This window comes from Telluria sp. RB2R28 (assembly GCF_059685835.1).
Genome location: NZ_JCASIK010000002.1, coordinates 915927 through 935182, shown reverse-complemented (window position 1 = coordinate 935182; position 19256 = coordinate 915927). Strand labels below are relative to the sequence as shown.

The following is a 19256-nucleotide window of genomic DNA, read 5'->3' as shown; positions in this document are numbered from 1 at the left end:
TCTGGAAAAACACCTGTTCAGAAATTGTCATTCCGCCACGACTACCCGATTCTTCCCGCTGCTCTTGGCCTGGTACATCGCTTTATCCGCCCGGGCCATCAGCGACGCCTGCTCCTCGTTCTGCACCCGCAGCGCCACCCCGCACGAGAAGGTGATCAGCATCTTCTCGTTATCGTGCAAGAAGAAGTGCCGGGTCAGCTCGCGCTGCACCCGCACCATGGCTGCCGCTGCCGCGTCGACGGTCGTCTCGGGCAACAGGATCAAAAATTCCTCGCCGCCGAAGCGCGCGATCACGTCCATCGCGCGCAATGTCTCGCGCACGACCTTGACCAGGTGCTTGAGCGCGGCGTCGCCCGCCAGGTGCCCGTAGGTGTCGTTCAGGCGCTTGAAGTTGTCGAGGTCCAGCAGCGCCACGCACAGCGGCGTGTTGCGGCGGTCGGCGCGTGCGCTTTCCCGCTCGAACACGTCGTCCAGGCCGCGGCGGTTCAGGCTGCCGGTCAGCTGGTCTTCGCGCACCAGCTCGCTCATATGCTGCAGCTCGGCTTCCAGTTCGCGGATGCGCTGCTCGGCTTCCTGCACTTCGCGGTGCGCGCCCACCATGCGGTCACGTGAGGCCAGCGCTTCGTCCTGCGCATGGCGCGTCTCGCGCAGCACGTCATCCAGGACGGTATTGAGTTCATTGATGTCGGTCGCGCCGCCGATGCGCTGGGAAAAGTCACCCAGCTTGGCGTGGTAGTCGCCGGTCGCGGCGGCCACCGAGCCAAGGCGGTCGATAAAGGTCATCATCATGTTCTTCATCGTCGCGCGCACGTCGGCGATGCCATGTTTCAGATGACTTTGCTTGATGATCACGTCTTTCAGGCTGCGCGTGGCGTCTTCCAGCGCGCGCGTGTCCACGGGGCCGGCAATCAGTTCCTGCACCGCCACGACCTGGCCGCGCATATAGTTGTCGTCCTCGAGCAAGCCTTCGATATTGTCGAGCAGCAGGCGGAATAGCCGCAGCAGCAGTTCCTGCTGGCCCGCGCTGTCGTCCTTGCGCAGCTCGATCTGGAAGCACAGCTGCTTCAGGCGCGCCTCGATGTCCTGCAGTTCGCTTTCGCCAACCGCCGCCTTGACCAGTGCGCCGAGCGCTTCGGCCTCCTTGACCTGTTCCGGGTTGTCGCTCAACAGCGAGGCGCAGGCAAACGACAGCGTGCGCGCCAGCATGTCGCGCAGCAGACGCGTCTGGGGTTCTTCGTCGCCCATTGCCATCACCGGGGTGTTACGCCGCAGATGCCGCTCGCTCAACTGGCCGAGGGCCTGGGTGTAGCCGCTCCAGTCACCCATTTTGACGGCGCGCGTCATGCGCCGGCCGTAGTCGGCCAGCTCGCCCGGCGTATCGAGCATGCGGCGCGCGAACCCGTTCAGTACCTCGATCGCGCCAGCATCCGGGGCCGGCGCGGGCGGCGGCGGCGGGGTGCCGGCGATCTCGTCATAGATGGCGCGGTAAGCGTCCGGCGTCGGCGCGATACGGCGCGTGGCCAGGCGACGAAACGCCTCGCGTGCGATGTCGGCCGGATTCGCTGCAGGCGCGGCAGTGGGGCCAGGGCCGGCTGCAGCAGTGACGGGTGTGGACGGAGTGGACATGGATTGCAGCGCGGTGCCGAGTTTGCGGGATTGACGACATGATAGGCAGTTTATTTGCCTCGCATCAACAATTATTCAGCGCCAGGGCATGCGATGGGGTATCAGTCGACCAGGCCGTTGCGAATCGCATACGTGGTCAGCTCGGCACTGCTCCGAAGTTTCATCTTTACTAACAGGCGTGCGCGGTATTCGCTGATCGTCTTGACCGACAGCGACAGTTCGCCCGCGATCTGCGTTACCGTCATGCCCGACGCGATCATCGTCAGCGTCTGGTATTCGCGGTCGGACAAGCCTTCGTGGGCGGCGCTTTCATGGTCTTCGCCGATTGCGCTGGCCAGCGTTTGCGCGAGCGCGGCGCTGACATACTTTTGGCCGCCTGCCACCAGCCGGATGGCCGTGACCAGTTCGCGCGGCGCGCTCTGCTTGGTGATGTAGCCGGCGGCGCCGGCCTTCAGCGCGCGGATCGCATACTGGTCTTCGCGGTGCATCGACAGCATCAATACCGACAACTCGGGTTTGTCCTTCTTGATCTGCTTGAGCACATCGATGCCATTGCGGTCGGGCAGCGAGATATCGAGCAGCATCACGTGGCAGCGCGTCTTGCCCGCCAGGCGCACGGCATCGTGGCCATCCTCGGCCTCGCCGGCGACAACGATGTCGCGTTCGTCGGCGAGGATCTGCTTGAGTCCTTCGCGCACGATGGCATGGTCATCAGCGATGCATACCCGGATGGTTACTTTTTCACTCATTCTGCTTCTTGTTCTGTGCCGGGGCCACGGGTGGCGCCAGCCTGGTCTTGACGGTCAACATCGTGCCACCTTCGGGCGCTGGCGACAAGGACAGCACGCCGCCAAGCGCGCTGGCCCGTTCGTGCATGCCGCGCAGGCCGAACGCGTGCGGCCGGGTGCGTGCGGCCGGATCGATGCCGCAGCCGTTGTCGCAGATGGACAGCATGAGTTCGCCGCGATCATGTTCGAGCGTCAGCGTGACCTGCGTCGCGCCTGCATGCTTGGCAACATTGGTCAGTGCTTCCTGGGCGATGTAAAACAGGGCGTCGGCGTGCTCCGGCGCCGGCTCCGGTGCCGGCGTGTCAAGAGAGTGCGTGATCACGACGATGCCGGTCTGGCGGGTGAATTCGTGCGCCTGCCATGCGAGCGCGGTTGCGAGTCCCAGGTCGAGCGCGCTGGCGCGCAGGCCGAACGAGATGCGATGCACCGTGTCGATCGTGCGATCGACGAGCTCGTCGATATATTGCGCCTGGCCGGCCAGGCCGGGCTGGTCGGCCGGCACGCGTGCCGCCAGCCGCGCCAGCGCCATCTTGATGGCGATGAGGTTGCCGCCGAGGTCATCGTGCAGTTCGCGCGCGATGCGGGTGCGCTCGGCCTGGCGGGCGGCGGCGTCGCGGTCGTGCTGGAGCAGGGCGGGTTGGGACATGGTCGAATGATACGACAAGGGCGCGCAAGTCTCGCTACAATGCGTCCATGAACAAGGCATTTGTAAAAGAGTCGGACAACGACGACGATGATGAAGCTCTGGTGCTGGCGCAGGCGATTCCTGACGGCGCCAAGAACTACATCACCCCGGCTGGCTACCAGCGCATCAAGGATGAGCTGCTGCAGCTGATCGACGTCGACCGGCCCGAAGTCGTGCGCATCGTGCACTGGGCCGCGTCCAATGGCGACCGCTCCGAGAACGGCGACTATATCTACGGCAAACGCCGCCTGCGCGAGATCGACCGCCGCATCCGTTTTCTCACCAAGCGCATGGATTCGGCGTTCGTCGTGGACCCGAGCATCCAGCATGGCAACGACCAGGTGTTCTTTGGCGCCACGGTCCGCTATGTCAACGGGGCTGGTGAAGAGCACACCATCACCATCGTCGGCATCGACGAGCTCGATCCGCTGCACGGCAAGATCAGCTGGGTCTCGCCCGTGGCGCGCGCGTTGACCAAGTGCCGCGAAGGCGACGTTGCGCAACTGCACACGCCGCTGGGCATGGATGAGCTCGAAATCATCTCGGTCGACTATCCCGAGCCGGTCGCCGACTGAGCTTGCGGCCCGGTGCTACTATGGGCGCATGAACCGACCTCACGAAGCGGCGCACGAATCGGCCCACACGACGATGCACCAACAGGCAGATCCCCTGGCAGCGCTGCGCGCCGCCACCAACGAACAACACGAACGGCTCGACAGCGGCCTGCCGCTGGCCGGCGCTGCCCCCGATCTCCACGATTATGCGGCGCACCTGACGATGGTGCGCGACTGGCTCGCGTCGCTGCTGCCCTGGCTTGAATCATTCCCGGACGGGCCGCAGCTGGTCTTGCCGCCGGTGGAACGCCTGGCGCTGATCGAAGCCGACCTGAACGAGCCGGGCATGCCCCCGCTGCGTGACCCTTCGCTCGCAGACACGTGGCCGCGCGACGCCAGCGCGGCGTACCGCTGGGGCGTGTGCTATGTGATCGAAGGCTCGCAGCTGGGCGGCAAGGTGCTGTACGGGAAACTGGCCGGTACGCTGGCGCCGCATCCGCTGCGCTATCTGAAGGGGAGTGACGCCGGGCCGGGTCCGCGCTGGCGCGCGTTCATGCTGGCGCTGAAAGAGCACGTGAGGTCGCCGGATGAGATTGCCGATGCCTGCGCGGGTGCCTGCGCGGCGTTCGACAGTATATTGAAGCTGAGCCTGGACAAGTAGGGTGGGCGGGTTTCCCGCCCACGCGTTCAACCCGCCTCCGTTTATCACGAAGCAACGTTGGTTTGAACGCGTGGACGGCATAGCCGTCCACCCTACCGGCAAACGCCGGCCACGGGGCGCAGCTTGCGATAAAACGGTAGGGTGGGCGGGTTTCCCGCCCACGCGTTCAACCGGCCTCCGTTTACCACGAAGCAACATTGGTTTGAACGCGTGGACGGCATAACCGTCCACCACCGGCAAACGGGGCTTACGTCCGCTCGCGCTCCACCCGATTCACCCCGGCCACGCGGCGCAGATTGCGAATCAGTTGCGCCAGGTGCACCCGGTCGGCGATCTGGATCGTGAAGCGCAGCTGCGTCATCATGTTTTCGTCGTCCTCGTCCATGCCCACATACGTGATGTTGGCGTCGGACTCGCCGATCTCGGCAGCCACGCGGGCGAGGATGCCTTTTTCATTGTTGATCAGCAGACGGATACGGCAGTCGAAGCGGCGGTTGAGGTCGTCGCCCCACTTCACGGCGATCCAGCGGTCGGGTTCTTTCGCCAGCAGGCGCTTGGCCGTCTGGCAATCGCAGGTGTGCACCACCAGCGCCTGGTCGCGGCGCAGCTGGCCCGTGATCTGGTCGCCCGGGATCGGCATGCAGCACGGCGCCAGCTGGACCGCCACGCCTTCGCTGCCGTAGATCGTCACCGGCGCAATGTCGCTGGCCGGCAGCGGTTTACTCGACGGCAGCAGATCGGGGTCGCCTTCCATCAGGCCGAAAATCTGGCGCGCCACCAGCGTCGGCATACGCTTGCCGATGCCGATATCGGCATACACTTCTTCCATCGAATTGGCCGACGACTCGCCCAGCAGCCGCTCGACGACACTGGCCGGCAAATCGGGCTTGATGTTGCGCACGGCCAGCGCCTGGGTCAGCAGTTCGAGACCCAGCTCGGCCGACTCGTTGACATCGACCAGGCGCAGGTGATGGCGAATCGCCGAGCGCGCCTTGCCGGTACGGACAAACGTCAGCCAGGTGGGGCTCGGGCGCGAATCGGGTTGCGTGATGATCTCGACGATGTCGCCGTTGTGCAGCTCGGTGCGCAGCGGTTGCTCTTCGTGGTTGATCTTGACGCCCACCGTATGGTCGCCGATGCCGGTGTGGATCGAGTAGGCGAAGTCGAGCGCCGTCGCGCCGCGGGGCAGGGCGATGATCTTCGACTTGGGCGTAAACACATACACCGAATCGGGGAACAGGTCGACCTTGACGTGTTCAAGGAACTCGGCCGAGTCGCCCGTCTGCTGCTGGATGTCGAGCAGCGACTGCAGCCACGCATGGGTGCGCTGCTGCAGGTCGGACATATTCGATTCGCCCGTCTTGTACAGCCAGTGCGCGGCCACGCCGCTCTCGGCGGTGCGGTGCATGTCCTGCGTGCGGATCTGGAATTCGACGGGCGTGCCGTACGGGCCGATCAGCGTCGTGTGCAGCGACTGGTAGCCGTTGATCTTGCCGATGGCGATGTAGTCCTTGAACTTGCCCGGCATCGGCTTGTACAGCGCGTGCAGGGTGCCCAGCGCAACATAGCAATTGGGCACGCTGTCGACGACGACGCGGAATCCATACACGTCGAGCACCTGCGAGAACGACAGGTGCTTGTTGCGCATCTTTTTATAGATGCCGTACAGGGTCTTTTCGCGGCCGTGCACTTCGGCTTTCAGGCCGCTGGCCTCGAGCTGGTTCTTGACCGCTTCGAGGATTTTCTTGACCACTTCGCGCCGGTTGCCGCGCGCCGACTTGATCGCCTTGGACAGCGTCTGGTAGCGCACCGGATACAGATGCGAGAACGACAGGTCCTGCAACTCGCGGTAGATATTGTTCAGGCCAAGGCGGTGCGCGATCGGCACGTAGACTTCCATCGTCTCGCCGGCGATGCGGCGCTTCTTGGCCGGAATCATGAAGCCGAGCGTGCGCATATTGTGCAGGCGGTCGGCCAGTTTGATCAGGATGACGCGCACGTCGGACGCCATCGCCAGCAGCATCTTGCGGAAGTTTTCCGCCTGCGCTTCGAGCTGGCTCTGGAATTCGATTTTCTCGAGCTTGGACAGGCCGTCGACGAGGTTGGCGACCTGGGCGCCGAAGCGCTCGATCAGCTCATCCTTCTTGACGTCCTGGTCTTCGATCACGTCGTGCAGCAGCGCGGCCATGATGGCTTGCGCATCGAGTTTCCACTCGGCGCAGATCTCGGCAACGGCAATCGGATGGGAGATATAGGGCTCGCCCGACTTGCGGACCTGGCCCAGGTGCATCTCGTCAGAGAAGCGATAGGCTTCCTTGACTTTTTTAAGCTCGGCGGGAGTGAGGTATTCGGACAGCTTGGTGATCAGCTGCGTCACCGAGGCCACGCCGGGCACGATGGGGCCGGCGGGCTCGATGAAATCGGGCGGACGATTGTCTGCCCGCCGCTCGCGCGGAGCGGGGTTGCGTGAAGCGGGTGAATCTGGAGGTAACAGGTTCATTACGTTAATCGTCTGGCTGCGGTGAGATCAGAATAACAGAAGACGGGATAACGCAAATTCAGGCAACCCCGAATGGAATTACATCGGGACTTTTTTCAGCATTTCGATGCCGACTTTACCAGCGGCGATCTCGCGCAGGGCCACCACGGTTGGCTTGTCCTTGGCTTCGACTTTCGGGGTGTGGCCTTGCAGCAGCTGGCGCGCACGATACGTTGCTGCCAGGGTCAGCTGGAAACGGTTCGGGATGTTCTTGAGGCAGTCTTCGATGGTAATGCGGGCCATGTGTGCTCCTGGGTTGCTGAATGTAAGGTGACAATGAGAGGAAACAACGCGTGCGGCGCGCCTGCAACGGCGCGCTCGTCAAGATTGTGGTTGATTCGCGTGGATTCCCAGCTGGGCAAACAGCGTAGCGTTGCGGGCAGCTTGTTGGGCAAATCGGCAACGTGTCGCTTTGACAATCGCCTGCAGCTCAGCCAGGGCGACGTTAAACTCTTCGTTGATGATAGCATATTCGAAGTCGGGTGCGTGAGCGATCTCGCCGCCCGCCGCCAGCAGGCGCCGGGTGATGATGTGCGGCTCGTCGGTGCCACGTTTGTGCAGGCGTTCTTCCAGCGCTTCGATCGATGGCGGCAGAATGAAAATGCCGGCCGCGTCCGGGAACAGCTTGCGCACCTGACGCGCGCCTTGCCAGTCGATTTCGAGCAGGATATCCGTGCCGTTTTTCATCTCCTGCTCGACCGACAGGCGGCTCGTGCCGTAGTAATTGCCGTGCACTTCGGCCCACTCGAGAAACTCGCCCCGGTCGGCGCGCGTGACGAAATCGTCGGCGGTCGTGAAGTGGTATTCGCGGCCATCCACTTCGCCCGGGCGCGGTGCGCGGGTGGTGGTGGAGATAGACAGCTTGATGCCCGGTTCGTTCGCCAGCAAGGCGTTGACCAGGGTCGATTTGCCGGCGCCGGATGGCGCGGCGACGACGAACAGGCTGCCGGAAAAGGCTTGTGGGAGCATGGCGGGGGTCCTTTGTCAGTACGGGTATGTGCGCGGGCATGGTGCCGCGGGTGGTCATGTTAACGTTGAACGCGTGGACGGGAAACCCGTCCACCCTACGTATCGTATCCATCGTAGGGTGGACGGCTCTGCCGTCCACGCGTTCAACTTATTCCAGGTTCTGCACCTGTTCACGCATCTGCTCGATGAGCAGCTTGAGCTCCATCGACGCATCGGCCAGTTCCTTCACCGACGCCTTGGCGCCCAGCGTGTTGGCTTCGCGATTGAGCTCCTGCATCATGAAGTCGAGGCGCTTGCCAACCTGGCCACCCTTTTTGAGGATGTGACGCGTTTCGTTCAGGTGCGCCGACAGGCGCGACAATTCTTCGGACACGTCAATGCGGATGCCGTACAGGGTCACTTCCTGGCGAATCCGCTCCAGCACTTCCTGGCGCGTGAGCGTCGACGGATTGCCGTGACCCGCCAGGCCCAGCGCGTCCTGCATGCGATCGATGGCCTTGTTCTGGAATTGCGAAATGACTTGCGGGATCAGCGGCGTGATGCGTTTGACGATCGCTTCCATCGATTCGATGCGCGATTGCAGCATCGTTTCGAGTGCGGCGCCTTCGCGCCGGCGGCTGTCGACGAACGCGGCGATGGTGGTGACCGTGAGCGCGGCGACGTCGGCCTGGAGCGACTCCTGGCCGATGGTGGATTCTTCGATAACGCCAGGCCAGCGCAGCAGCTCGGCCACGGTCATTGGTGCGGCTTCGGCGAAGTGACGCGACACTTCGCCTTGCAGGCGGGCCAGGTCGGCCAGCAACGTTTGATTGAGCGCCGCGGCGCCGCCACTGACCTTGCGGCCAAACGAGACGCGTACTTCGACTTTGCCACGCTGAATCGCGGCCATGATGGCCGTTCGCAGATCGGGTTCCAGCGCGCGCAAATCGTCATTGATGCGGAACTGCAAATCGAGGAAGCGTGAGTTGACGCTCTTGATTTCGATCGTGAGGGTTCCGGCAGCGCCTTCGCTGGTGGCGACCGCATAACCTGTCATGCTTGAAATGCTCAATGGGATCCCCGGTTTTTATTCTTTACAAAGCCGACATTTATCCACACAATCGCGCTGTTTAGCAAGGAAACCCAATTGGATGGCTGCACAGAATAACGCTCCTCTGCCCGCAGGACTCGAAATTGCCGGATACCGCATTGTAAAGAAAATTGCGTCCGGCGGGTTCAGTATTGTTTATCTTGCCTATGACAGCGAGGGCAATGCAGTAGCCATCAAGGAGTACCTGCCGAGCGCGCTGGCGCTGCGCCAGCCTGGTCAATTGATCCCCGTGGTGGCCAAGCCGCACCTGGCCGTATTTCGCATCGGCCTGAAGTGTTTTTTCGAAGAAGGCCGCGCCCTGGCGCGCATCGTGCACCCGAACGTGGTGCGCGTACTCAATTTCTTCCGCGCCCATGAGACTGTATACATGGTCATGGCCTACGAGTCCGGGCACTCGCTGCAGGAACACATCGCGCGCGCTGCCGCCAAAGGCAATGGCTTGAGCGAAAACTTCGTGCGCCAGGTGTTCCATGGCGTCTGCAGCGGCCTGCGCGAAGTGCACGCCAACAAGCTGCTGCACCTCGACCTCAAGCCCGCTAACATCTACCTGCGTACCGACGGCTCGCCGCTGCTGCTCGACTTCGGCGCCGCGCGCCAGACGCTGCACACCGACGCTCCGATGCTCGCGCCAATGTACACGCCGGGCTTCGCTGCGCCCGATCTGTATACACGCGGCGCAGCGCTCGGCCCCTGGACCGATATCTACAGCCTGGGCGCGGCCATGCTTGCCTGCATGAGCCGCTCGACGCCGCCGCCGGTCGATGCGCGCCGCATGGACGATCACGTGCCGCGCCACCTGGCGCGCCTGGCAGGCTATTATTCACCGGAGCTGGTCAAGCTGGTGGCCGGGTGCCTGGCGCTCGATCCCCTGATGCGGCCGCAAAGCGTGTTCGAGATCCAGAAGGTGCTGCAGGCAGTGCCGGCCGCGCCGCTGCCGTCGCGGGCCACGGCCCCATCGGCAGCCGAGGCCGCGGATGCGGCTGCGGACGCACATGAGGCACGCGGCGGCTGGCGCGGCCTGGTCGGCCGTCTCGGCGCATTCCGGCGCGATTAAAGGAAGTCATGCAATTCTCGGTCTATCAACAAAGCCATATTGGCGGACGCAAGGTCAACCAGGACCGGATGGGCTACTGCTACACCCGCGACGCCTTGCTGCTGTTGCTGGCCGATGGCATGGGTGGGCACCTGGGCGGCGAGATCGCCGCGACCATCGCGCTGCAGACGGTGTCGGCGATGTTCCGCCTGCAGGCGCGCCCGTACGTGAAAAAGCCCGAGCGCTTCCTCGAGGAAGCGCTGCTGCAGGCGCACCACGATATCCAGGCCTACGCCGCTACCCACGGCCTGCCCGAGATTCCGCGCACCACCGTCGTCGCCTGCCTGATCCAGCATAACTGCGCCGTGTGGGCGCACGTCGGCGACTCGCGCCTGTACTGGGTGCGCCGCAAGCAGGTGCTGGCCTGCACGCGCGACCATTCGCATTTCGAGTACCTGCTCGAGCGCGGCCGGGCCGATCCGTCCGAGCGCAACACGCACCCCGACCGCAACAAGCTCTATAACTGCCTGGGCGCGTCCAGCCCGCCGAAGATCGCGCTGTCGCAGCAGCACAGCCTGCAGCATGGCGACATGCTGCTGCTATGCTCGGACGGTTTGTGGTCCGTGCTGCCCGAAACCGAGATCGTGCACCGCCTTGCCACGAGCGGCGTCGTGCAGGCGGTGCCGGAACTGGTGCAGATGGCCGCCGCCATCGGCGGCGCGCAGGCCGACAACACGACCGCGCTGGCGATCGCCTGGCAAGGCGCGGCCGGCACCATCGATGCCGACGCGCTCAACGTGATCTCGACCCAGATGCTGGCCGAGGATGCCGTGAGTTCCACCATCGTCGCGGGCGACCCGCTGCCTGAAGGCAGCGACGCGTTCGACGAAGACGATATCGAAAAAGCCATCGCCGAGATCCGCGAAGCGATCGAAAAATCCTCCCAGCTGCTCAAGTAAGGACCGACCCCATGACCTACCCACCGCGCCCGAGCGGCCGCGCGCCAGACCAGCTGCGCCCGATCGTCATCACCCGCAACTACACGCGGCACGCCGAAGGCTCGGTGCTGATCGAGTTCGGCGACACCAGGGTGATCTGCACGGCCAGCATCGAGGACAAGGTGCCGGCATTTTTAAAAGGGAAGGGCCAGGGCTGGCTGACCGCTGAATACGGGATGCTGCCGCGCTCGACCCACAAGCGCATGGACCGCGAAGCCGCGCGCGGCAAGCAGAGCGGGCGCACGCAGGAAATCCAGCGCCTGATCGGCCGCTCGCTGCGCGCCGCGTTCGACCTGCATGCGTTTGGCGAGCGCACGCTGCATCTGGATTGCGACGTGATCCAGGCCGATGGCGGCACCCGCACCGCCGCCATCACGGGCGCGATGGTGGCCGCGCACGACGCCTTCAGCACGCTGCTGTCGTCGTGCGCGATCACGGCGCTGCCGGTACGGCACTTCGTCGCGGCCGTGTCGGTCGGCATGGTGAACGGCATGCCGCTGCTCGACCTGGACTATCCGGAAGATTCGGACTGCGACACCGACATGAACGTGGTGATGAACGAGCAGGGCCACTTCATCGAAGTGCAGGGCACGGCCGAAGGCGCTGCATTCGACCGCGCCGCCATGGACCGCCTGCTCGACCTGGCGCAGGCAGGCATCGCTGACCTGATCCATTTGCAGAAGCAGGCGCTGCGCGTGGACTGACTGCGGTTGCCCGGTTCCTGCGCGGTGGGCGCGCGAAGCCGGTAAAATGACCGGTTTCCTCACCAGCACCGTGACCACCATGACCCAGCGCCTGATCCTCGCCTCCAACAACGCCGGCAAACTCAAGGAATTCGCCCAGCTGCTCGGGCCCATCGGCCTCGACCTGCATCCGCAGGGCGAATTCGACGTCCCGGAAGCAGAAGAGCCGTTCGGCACCTTCGTTGAAAACGCGCTGGCCAAGGCACGCCACGCGTCGCGCCTGACCGGCCTGCCGGCGCTGGCCGACGATTCCGGCGTCTGCGTCAATGCCCTTGGCGGCGCGCCGGGCGTGTATTCGGCCCGCTATGCCGGCGAGCCGAAATCCGACGCCAGCAACAGCCGCAAGCTCGTTGCCGATCTGTCCACGCTCAGCGACAAGTCGGCTTATTACTATTGCGTGCTGGTCTACGTGCGCCACCCGGAAGACCCGCAGCCGATCATCGCCGACGGCCGGTGGAATGGCGAAATCATCGCCACGCCGCGCGGCGAGAATGGCTTCGGCTACGATCCGCACTTTTTGATCCCGTCGCTGGGCAAGACCACGGCCGAACTGGCGCCGGACGAGAAAAATGCGCTGTCGCACCGGGGCCAGGCGCTGCGCGCACTGGTCGAGAAACTGAAAAACACCTGACATGATCCCCATTAAATTCGTCGGCGAGAACGTACCGCAACCGTTGGCCGGCGAGCCCCGTTCGCCCGCCACGGCCGCGCTGCAATACCTGCAGCCGGGCGCGCTGAACCTGACGGCGCTGCCGCCGCTGTCGCTGTACGTGCACTGGCCATGGTGCGTGCGCAAATGTCCGTACTGCGATTTCAATTCGCACGAAGGCAAGGGCGAACTGCCTGAAAAGGATTACCTCGACGCGCTGCGCCTCGACCTGGAACAGTCGCTGCCGCTGATCTGGGGCCGCAAGATCCATACCGTCTTCATCGGCGGCGGTACGCCGAGCCTGATGTCGGCGGCCGGCCTGGACCGCCTGATGTCCGACCTGCGCACGCTGCTGCCGCTGGAACTCGACGCCGAGATCACGATGGAGGCCAACCCCGGCACCTTCGAGGCCGAGCGCTTCAAGAGTTATCGCGAAAGCGGCATCAACCGCCTGTCGATCGGCATCCAGAGTTTCAACCCGGCGCACCTGAAGGCGCTGGGGCGCATCCACGACGGCGACGAAGCGCTGCGTGCGGTCGAGATCGCAAAAAACACGTTCGACAACTTCAATCTCGACCTGATGTACGCGCTGCCGTCGCAGACGCTGGCCGAGGCGCGCCACGACCTGGAAACGGCGCTTGCGTTCGCGCCGCCGCACCTGTCGCTGTACCACCTGACGATGGAGCCGAACACGGTCTTCGCGAAATACCCGCCAGCGCTGCCGGACGACGACCTGAGCGCCGACATGCAGGACATGATTGCCGAGGTGACGGGCGCCGCGGGCTACGATCACTACGAAGTCTCGGCCTACGCGCGGGCGGGACGGCGCGCGCGCCACAACCTGAATTACTGGCAGTTCGGCGACTACCTGGGCATTGGCGCCGGCGCGCATTCGAAGATCTCGTTCCCGCACCGCATCCTGCGCCAGGCCCGCTACAAGCAGCCGGCATCGTTCATCGAGGCGGCAAAGCGCGGCAACCCGGTGCAGGAAGAGCACGAAATCGGCCGCAACGACATGGGCTTTGAGTTCATGCTCAACACGCTGCGCCTGACGGGTGGTTTCGATCCGAACCTGTTCGGCGAGCGCACCGGGATGAGCATCAACACGATCACCAAGTCGCTCAACGAGGCCGAGGCCAAGGGACTGATCTACCGCGATCACAAGCTGATCAAGCCGACGGAACTGGGCCAGCGGTTTTTGAACGATTTGCAGGAAATGTTCTTGGCCGAGTAAGCGTCTCGGTTTTTCAGGCCTGCACGACGCCTGCCATCGCGGTGAGCGTGCGTGTCAGGCCGACCAGGACGCGCGCCAGGCCGTCGAATTCGCCCGGCTGCTGCATCTCTGCATTCTCATCGGCGGGCGATAGCGTGGTGTAGAAATAGGGGTAGCCGAGAAAGTCGCTGCCGGTGATCAAAAGGGTCGTCGTGGCGGGGCTGCCATCACTGCCTCGGTTGGATAGTGTCAAGCCCATCACGTGGGCCGAGGTCGCCAGCCCGTGGTGCATCAGCTGCCGGTCGCTGCGCAGTGCTGCAAATGCCTGGCGCACACGCTGCGCGCCATCAGGCGTGCCGGTGAACGCGATGAAGTTGCCGGCGCCCGTCTCCTCCGCGCCTGACTCCCCAGCCTCCATGAAGAACACGAAGCGGATCTCTGTCCCGGGTGCGGGCCGCAGATCCTTGACGGCGCGCGCCAGTTCCAGCACGGCCGCTGCGCCGACATCGCCGCCTGGCCCGACGCGGGCGCCGATCACGAATGTGCGTTCTGGCATGGCGCCGGGCATCACGTTTGCAAGCGCTGTTTCGATGCTGCGGGCGGCGTGGCTGGTGCTGCCGATCCGCTCCCGGCCCAGCGCATAGCCATAGCGCTGCAGCGATGTGCCGACATGCTGCATCGGGCTGCTTGGCGCGTCCGGCGCCAGAGCCCGGGCATGGGCTTGCAGGCGCGCCGCCAAAGGCGCGGCGTCGGATTGGGTATCGACGGTCAGGGTCGCCAGCACGATCGCGAGCAGGATCGCGATGATGACTTTCCAGTGCGAATTGAAGAAATTTCTCATGGCGTCACACAGCGCCTTGCGGCGCGTCGTCGGCAATCGATGCACCCAGTGTAGCCAATCCCGCCAATATCTGCGGCGCCAGGGGAGGGCAATGCCGCGCTACAACGTACTGCGGCGTGAATGCCACAGCGGGAACGATGACCGTCGGCACACGAAAAAAAACCGGGCCACGCAGGCCCGGTTCTCATTTGCGTCAGCAGCGTCGCAACTTACCTCGCCGCCACCGGCGTCCCTTCAGCTTGCGCCGCCGGTTCCACCCAGCCGCCGCCCAGCACGCGATACAACGCGACCTGGTTCTGCAGACGCAGCAGGTTTGCCTGCACCGACAATTGCTGCGACTGGAACAGCGAACGCTGTGCGTCGAGCAGGTCGAGCTGGCTGGCGGCGCCGCTGCGGAAGCGCAGGTCGGACAGGTTGAAGCGGTCGGCTTCGGCTTCGGTCACGGCCGCTTGCGCGCGCAGCTGTTCGCTGTACGTCGCCTGGCCGGCCAGGGCGTCCGCCACTTCGCGGAATGCGGTCTGGATCGATTGCTCGTAGCGCGCCACGGCGATGTCGCGCTGGGCACGGGCGGCGCCCAGCGTCGCGGTGTTGCGGCCGTAGTCGAAGATCGGCAGGATCGCCTGCGGTGCGAACGACCAGCCCCAGGTGCCGCTCTCGAACAGGCCCGACAGCTCGGTGCTGGCGCTGCCGGCGCTGCCCGTCAGCGAGATGCGCGGGAAGAAGTTCGCGCGCGCCGCGCCGATGTTGGCGTTGGCTGCGATCAGCTCTTGCTCGGCCGCACGGATGTCCGGGCGGTTGGCCAGCAGGTCCGATGGCAGGCCGGCCGGCAGGTCGGGCAGCTCGGTCTTGGCCAGCGTGGCGCCGGTCGAGACGTCCGCTGGCAGCGGCTGGCCGACCAGCAGCGTCAGCAGGTTGATGTCCTGGGCGCGGAAGCGCTGTTGCTGCGCGAGCGTGGCCAGGGCCGTCTCAACGAGCGAACGCGATTGCTGGATGTCCAGGCGCGATGCGACACCGTTCTCGAAACGCAGCTGCGTCAGGCGATCCGAATCCTGGCGCGTCTTGAGCGTATCTTGCGTGATGCGCAGCAGTTCTTCGTCGGCCAGCAACTGCAGGTAAGCGTTGGCAACCGACGCGATCAGGCTGATCTGCGTGGTCTTGCGCGCTTCTTCGGTGGCCAGGTATTGCGCCAGCGCGGCTTCGCTCAGGTTGCGCACCCGGCCGAACAGGTCGAGCTCGAACGACGTGACTTGCAGGCCCGCCTGGTACTGGCTGTTGATCGGCTGGTCTTCACCGACGGTCTGGCGGTTGCCGCTGACACCCAGGCCCACCGACGGCAGGCGATCGGCGCGCGTGATGCGGTATTGCGCACGCGCCTGCTCGATGTTGGCAATCGCGATGCGCAGGTCACGGTTGTTCACCAGTGCCTGGTCAATCAGCTGACGCAGGCGTGGATCGGCAAAGAACTGCTGCCAGGCGACCGCCGCCGGCGCCTGGGTGATCACCGGGCTGGTCGATGCCGTGGCGGCCTGTGGCACGGCCGGGAAGGCGCTTGCCACCGGGGCAGCAGGGCGCTCATAGTCCGGCGCCAGCGACATGCAGCCGGCGAGTGCCATCGACAGCGCCAGTGGCGTGACGATCAGTTTGATGTGTTTGATCATACTTGTTTCCCTTCTTCTGCTGCCTGGCGTTCCTGTTTTTCCAGGGCATGCTGTTTTTCCTGCGCGTGGGCGTACATCTTGTTCTGGCGCTCGCTGCCCTTGAAGAGCGTACGGATCACGACGAAGAACACTGGCACGAAGATCACGCCGAGCACGGTCGCCGTAATCATACCGCCCATCACGCCGGTACCGATGGCGCGCTGCGATGCCGAACCGGCGCCGCCTGCGAGTACCAGTGGCAGCACGCCCAGGATGAAGGCGAGCGACGTCATGATGATCGGGCGGAAGCGCAGGTGGGCCGCTTCGAGCGCCGCGTCGAACGGCGACTTGCCTTCGGCTTGCAGGTCCTTGGCGAATTCGACGATCAGAATCGCGTTCTTCGCCGCCAGGCCAATGATGGTGATCAGGCCGACCTTGAAGTAGACGTCGTTCGACAAGCCCCGCATATTGGCCGCCAGCAGCGAACCAAGAATACCCAGCGGTACCACCAGCAGCACGGCCACCGGGATGGTCCAGCTTTCGTACAGCGCGGCCAGGGCCAGGAACACGGCCAGCAGCGCGAAGCCGATCAGGATGAACACGGTCGAACCGGACAGCAGTTCCTCGCGCGACTGGCCGGTCCACTCGTAAGCGAAACCAGGCGGCAGGCGCTCGGCCAGACGCTGCATTTCGTCCAGCGCTTCGCCGCTCGAGTAACCCGGCGCTGCTTCACCCGTCAGCTTCATTGCCGGATAGCCGTTGTAGCGGTTGGTCTGCATCGGGCCGGTGGTCCATTCGGTCGTCGCGAACGACGACAGTGGTACTGGCTGACCCTGGGTATTCATCGCGTTGATGCGCAGCAAATCGTCCGGCTGCATGCGCTGTGGCGCATCGGCCTGCACGATCACGCGCTGCAGGCGGCCGGCGTTCGGGAAGTCGTTCACGTACGACGAACCCATCGACGTCGACAGCGCCGTATTGATCGCGGCGAAGGTCACGCCCAGGGCTTGCGCCTTGTCGCGGTTGATGTTCAGCTTGAGCTGCGGTGCATCTTCCAGGCCTTCCGGACGCATGCCCGTCAGGATCTTGCTTTGCGACGCCATACCCAGCATCTGGTTACGCGCAGCCAGCAGGGCAGCGTGGCCGTTGCCGGCACGATCCTGCAGGCGGAACGAGAAGCCGGTACCGGTACCCAGTTCGGGGATCGGCGGCGGGCTCACCACGAAAATGAACGAGTCGCGCAGCGCGCCCATGTGACCGGTGATGCGGCCCGCGAACGATTGCGCGTCCTGGCCGTCACCCTTGCGCTCGTCCCATGCCTTCATCGGGATGAACGCCAGGCCCATGTTCTGACCCTGGCCCGAGAACGAGAAGCCGGTAATGGCCACGATGTTGGCCGTTTCCGGCTGCTTCATCACGAACTCTTCCATTGCACGCATCACGGTGCCGGTACGTTCGGCAGTCGCGCCTGGCGGCAGCTGGACGTTGGCGATCACATAGCCCTGGTCTTCGTTCGGCAGGAACGAATTCGGCAGACGCGTGAACATCACACCGACCACGACGACCAGCACGGCAAACACGACCATCCAGCGGCCGGCACGCTTCATCAGGGCGCCGACAAAGCCTTCATATTTCTTGGCGCCGGTGGTGAACTTGCGGTTGAACCAGCCAAAGAAGCCCTTCTTGGTGTGATTGTGGCCCGCTTCGATAGGTTTGAGCAGGTGTGCGCACAGCGCCGGGGTCAGCGACAGTGCCAGGAACGCCGAGAAGGCGATCGAGGTGACCATGACGACCGAGAACTGGCGGTAGATGTTACCAACCGCACCAGCGAAGAATGCCAGCGGCACGAACACGGCGATCAGGACGACGGTCACGCCAATGATGGCGCCCGAGATCTGGCCCATGGCCTTGCGCGTCGCTTCCAGCGGCGGCAAGCCTTCTTCGCTCATGATGCGCTCGACGTTCTCGACCACCACGATCGCATCATCGACGACGATACCAATCACCAGCACCATGCCGAACATGGTCAGCACGTTGATCGAGAAGCCCATCGCCAGCAGGCAGGCGAACGAGCCCAGCAGTGCGATTGGCACCACGATGGTCGGGATCAGCGTATAGCGGAAGTTCTGCAGGAACAGATACATCACCAGGAACACCAGCACGATCGCTTCGATCAGCGTGTGCACCACTTGCTCGATCGAAATCGAAATGAAGGTGGTGGAGTCATAAGGGATCGAGTACTTGATGCCATTCGGGAAGAGCTTCTGCAGCTCGGCCATGCGGGCCTTGATCAGATCCGCGGTTTCAAGGGCGTTGCCGGATGGCGCCAGCTGCACGCCGATACCTGCCGATGGCTTGCCGTTCAAGCGCGCCGTGGTGCTGTACGACTGACCGCCGACTTCGATGCGGGCGACGTCCTTCAGGCGCACGGTCGAGCCGTCCTGGTTGGCGCGCAGCACGATGTTGCCAAACTGCTCGACGTTCGACAGCTGGCCCGTCACGATGACGGTGGCGCTGATCTGCTGGCCTTGCGCGATCGGCAAGTCGCCGATCGTACCCGATGCGACTTGGGCATTCTGCTGCGAGATCGCGCTCGTGACATCGGCGGGCGACAGGTTGTAGCCGACCAGCTTGGTCGGATCGATCCAGATCCGCATGGCCTTCTCGGTACCAAACAGCTGGGCCTGGCCAACGCCGGTAATGCGCTGGATTTCAGGCAGCACATTGCGCGAGGCGTAATCGCCCAGCGCAATATTGTCCATCTTCGGGTCATCCGACGACAGGATTGTAAACAGCAGGAAGTTCGAGCGCGACTTGTCGACGCGCACACCTTGCTGCGTCACCGCCGGCGGCAGACGCGGGGTCGCGCGCGACAGGCGGTTCTGAACGTCAACCTGGGCCAGTTCCGGATCAGTGCCGGTCTCGAAAGAAATGGTAATCGAGCCAGTGCCGTTGGCCTGGCTGGTCGATTCCATATAGATCATGCCCTGGGCACCGTTCATCTCGCGTTCGATAATCGAGATGACGGAATCCTCCAGAGTCTGCGCCGACGCACCCGGGTAGGTGACGTTGACGACGATCGCGGGTGGCGCCACGGATGGGTATTGGGCGATCGGCAACTGCTTGATCGCAACAGTACCCAGCACCATGATGAACAGCGCGATCACCCATGCAAAAATTGGGCGGTCAATAAAAAAACGTGCCATTGAAAAGTCCTGTTCGTTTTATTC

17 protein-coding genes are annotated in these 19256 nt (G+C 64.0%); 7 read left to right on the top strand and 10 right to left on the bottom strand.

The genetic code is table 11. From position 1 onward, the window contains the following. Positions 1–27: 27 nt before the first annotated feature. The 3 genes from AC56LV_RS11715 to AC56LV_RS11705 all read right to left on the bottom strand — a co-directional run bounded on the left by AC56LV_RS11715 (position 28) and on the right by AC56LV_RS11705 (position 3060). Positions 28–1626, bottom strand: coding sequence for a GGDEF domain-containing protein (locus AC56LV_RS11715; protein WP_499557796.1), 1599 nt, complete (start codon positions 1624–1626; stop codon positions 28–30). 101 nt (positions 1627–1727) lie between these two features. Beyond that, positions 1728–2375 (bottom strand): response regulator, encoded by a 648-nt coding sequence (locus AC56LV_RS11710; protein ID WP_183555683.1) that lies wholly within the window; start codon positions 2373–2375, stop codon positions 1728–1730. After that, positions 2368–3060 (bottom strand): sensor histidine kinase, encoded by a 693-nt coding sequence (locus tag AC56LV_RS11705; RefSeq protein ID WP_499557794.1) that lies wholly within the window; start codon positions 3058–3060, stop codon positions 2368–2370. Before AC56LV_RS11705 ends, AC56LV_RS11710 begins: the two co-directional genes overlap by 8 nt. Positions 3061–3107: 47 nt before the next feature. Here AC56LV_RS11705 and greB point away from each other — a divergent pair, with 47 nt between their 5' ends. Beyond that, complete coding sequence (greB, locus tag AC56LV_RS11700; RefSeq protein WP_183555681.1) at positions 3108–3674, top strand: transcription elongation factor GreB; 567 nt, start codon at positions 3108–3110, stop codon at positions 3672–3674. Between the two features lie 28 nt (positions 3675–3702). Beyond that, complete coding sequence (locus AC56LV_RS11695) at positions 3703–4314, top strand: biliverdin-producing heme oxygenase (RefSeq protein ID WP_499557792.1); 612 nt, start codon at positions 3703–3705, stop codon at positions 4312–4314. A gap of 247 nt (positions 4315–4561) precedes the next feature. On the opposite strand, the gene AC56LV_RS11690 is transcribed toward AC56LV_RS11695, so the two are convergent. From AC56LV_RS11690 to AC56LV_RS11675, 4 genes are all read right to left on the bottom strand, one after another. Next, positions 4562–6814: a RelA/SpoT family protein gene (locus AC56LV_RS11690; RefSeq protein ID WP_499557790.1), complete on the bottom strand. Its 2253-nt coding sequence runs from the start codon at positions 6812–6814 to the stop codon at positions 4562–4564. Positions 6815–6892: 78 nt separating this feature from the next. Continuing rightward, positions 6893–7096, bottom strand: a complete 204-nt coding sequence (gene rpoZ, locus AC56LV_RS11685) for a DNA-directed RNA polymerase subunit omega (protein WP_019922806.1) — start codon at positions 7094–7096, stop codon at positions 6893–6895. Between the two features lie 78 nt (positions 7097–7174). After that, entirely contained in the window at positions 7175–7822 is a 648-nt protein-coding gene (gmk, locus tag AC56LV_RS11680) for a guanylate kinase (RefSeq protein WP_499557788.1), read from the bottom strand. Between the two features lie 148 nt (positions 7823–7970). Next, positions 7971–8858: a YicC/YloC family endoribonuclease gene (locus AC56LV_RS11675; RefSeq protein WP_499557786.1), complete on the bottom strand. Its 888-nt coding sequence runs from the start codon at positions 8856–8858 to the stop codon at positions 7971–7973. A 94-nt stretch (positions 8859–8952) separates the two neighbouring features. On the opposite strand from AC56LV_RS11675, the gene AC56LV_RS11670 reads away from it, so the two are divergent. The 5 genes from AC56LV_RS11670 to hemW all read left to right on the top strand — a co-directional run bounded on the left by AC56LV_RS11670 (position 8953) and on the right by hemW (position 13569). Then, positions 8953–9966, top strand: coding sequence for a serine/threonine-protein kinase (locus AC56LV_RS11670; RefSeq protein WP_499557784.1), 1014 nt, complete (start codon positions 8953–8955; stop codon positions 9964–9966). A gap of 8 nt (positions 9967–9974) precedes the next feature. Continuing rightward, positions 9975–10904, top strand: a complete 930-nt coding sequence (locus AC56LV_RS11665) for a PP2C family protein-serine/threonine phosphatase (RefSeq protein ID WP_499557782.1) — start codon at positions 9975–9977, stop codon at positions 10902–10904. Positions 10905–10915: 11 nt separating this feature from the next. After that, positions 10916–11647 carry a ribonuclease PH gene (gene rph / locus AC56LV_RS11660; RefSeq protein WP_499557780.1) on the top strand — a complete coding sequence of 244 codons (732 nt, stop codon included), beginning with the start codon at positions 10916–10918 and terminating at the stop codon, positions 11645–11647. A gap of 79 nt (positions 11648–11726) precedes the next feature. Then, on the top strand, positions 11727–12317 hold the full coding sequence (rdgB, locus tag AC56LV_RS11655) for an RdgB/HAM1 family non-canonical purine NTP pyrophosphatase (RefSeq protein ID WP_499558004.1): 591 nt from the start codon (positions 11727–11729) through the stop codon (positions 12315–12317). A 1-nt stretch (position 12318) separates the two neighbouring features. Next, entirely contained in the window at positions 12319–13569 is a 1251-nt protein-coding gene (gene hemW, locus AC56LV_RS11650; RefSeq protein ID WP_499557779.1) for a radical SAM family heme chaperone HemW, read from the top strand. Positions 13570–13582: 13 nt separating this feature from the next. Here the strand turns inward: hemW and AC56LV_RS11645 are convergent, their stop codons facing one another. From AC56LV_RS11645 to AC56LV_RS11635, 3 genes are all read right to left on the bottom strand, one after another. After that, on the bottom strand, positions 13583–14389 hold the full coding sequence (locus AC56LV_RS11645) for a zinc-binding metallopeptidase family protein (protein ID WP_499557777.1): 807 nt from the start codon (positions 14387–14389) through the stop codon (positions 13583–13585). A gap of 209 nt (positions 14390–14598) precedes the next feature. Further along, on the bottom strand, positions 14599–16047 hold the full coding sequence (locus tag AC56LV_RS11640; protein ID WP_499557775.1) for an efflux transporter outer membrane subunit: 1449 nt from the start codon (positions 16045–16047) through the stop codon (positions 14599–14601). Continuing rightward, positions 16044–19232, bottom strand: a complete 3189-nt coding sequence (locus AC56LV_RS11635; RefSeq protein ID WP_499503385.1) for an efflux RND transporter permease subunit — start codon at positions 19230–19232, stop codon at positions 16044–16046. Before AC56LV_RS11635 ends, AC56LV_RS11640 begins: the two co-directional genes overlap by 4 nt. Positions 19233–19256 lie beyond the last annotated feature (24 nt).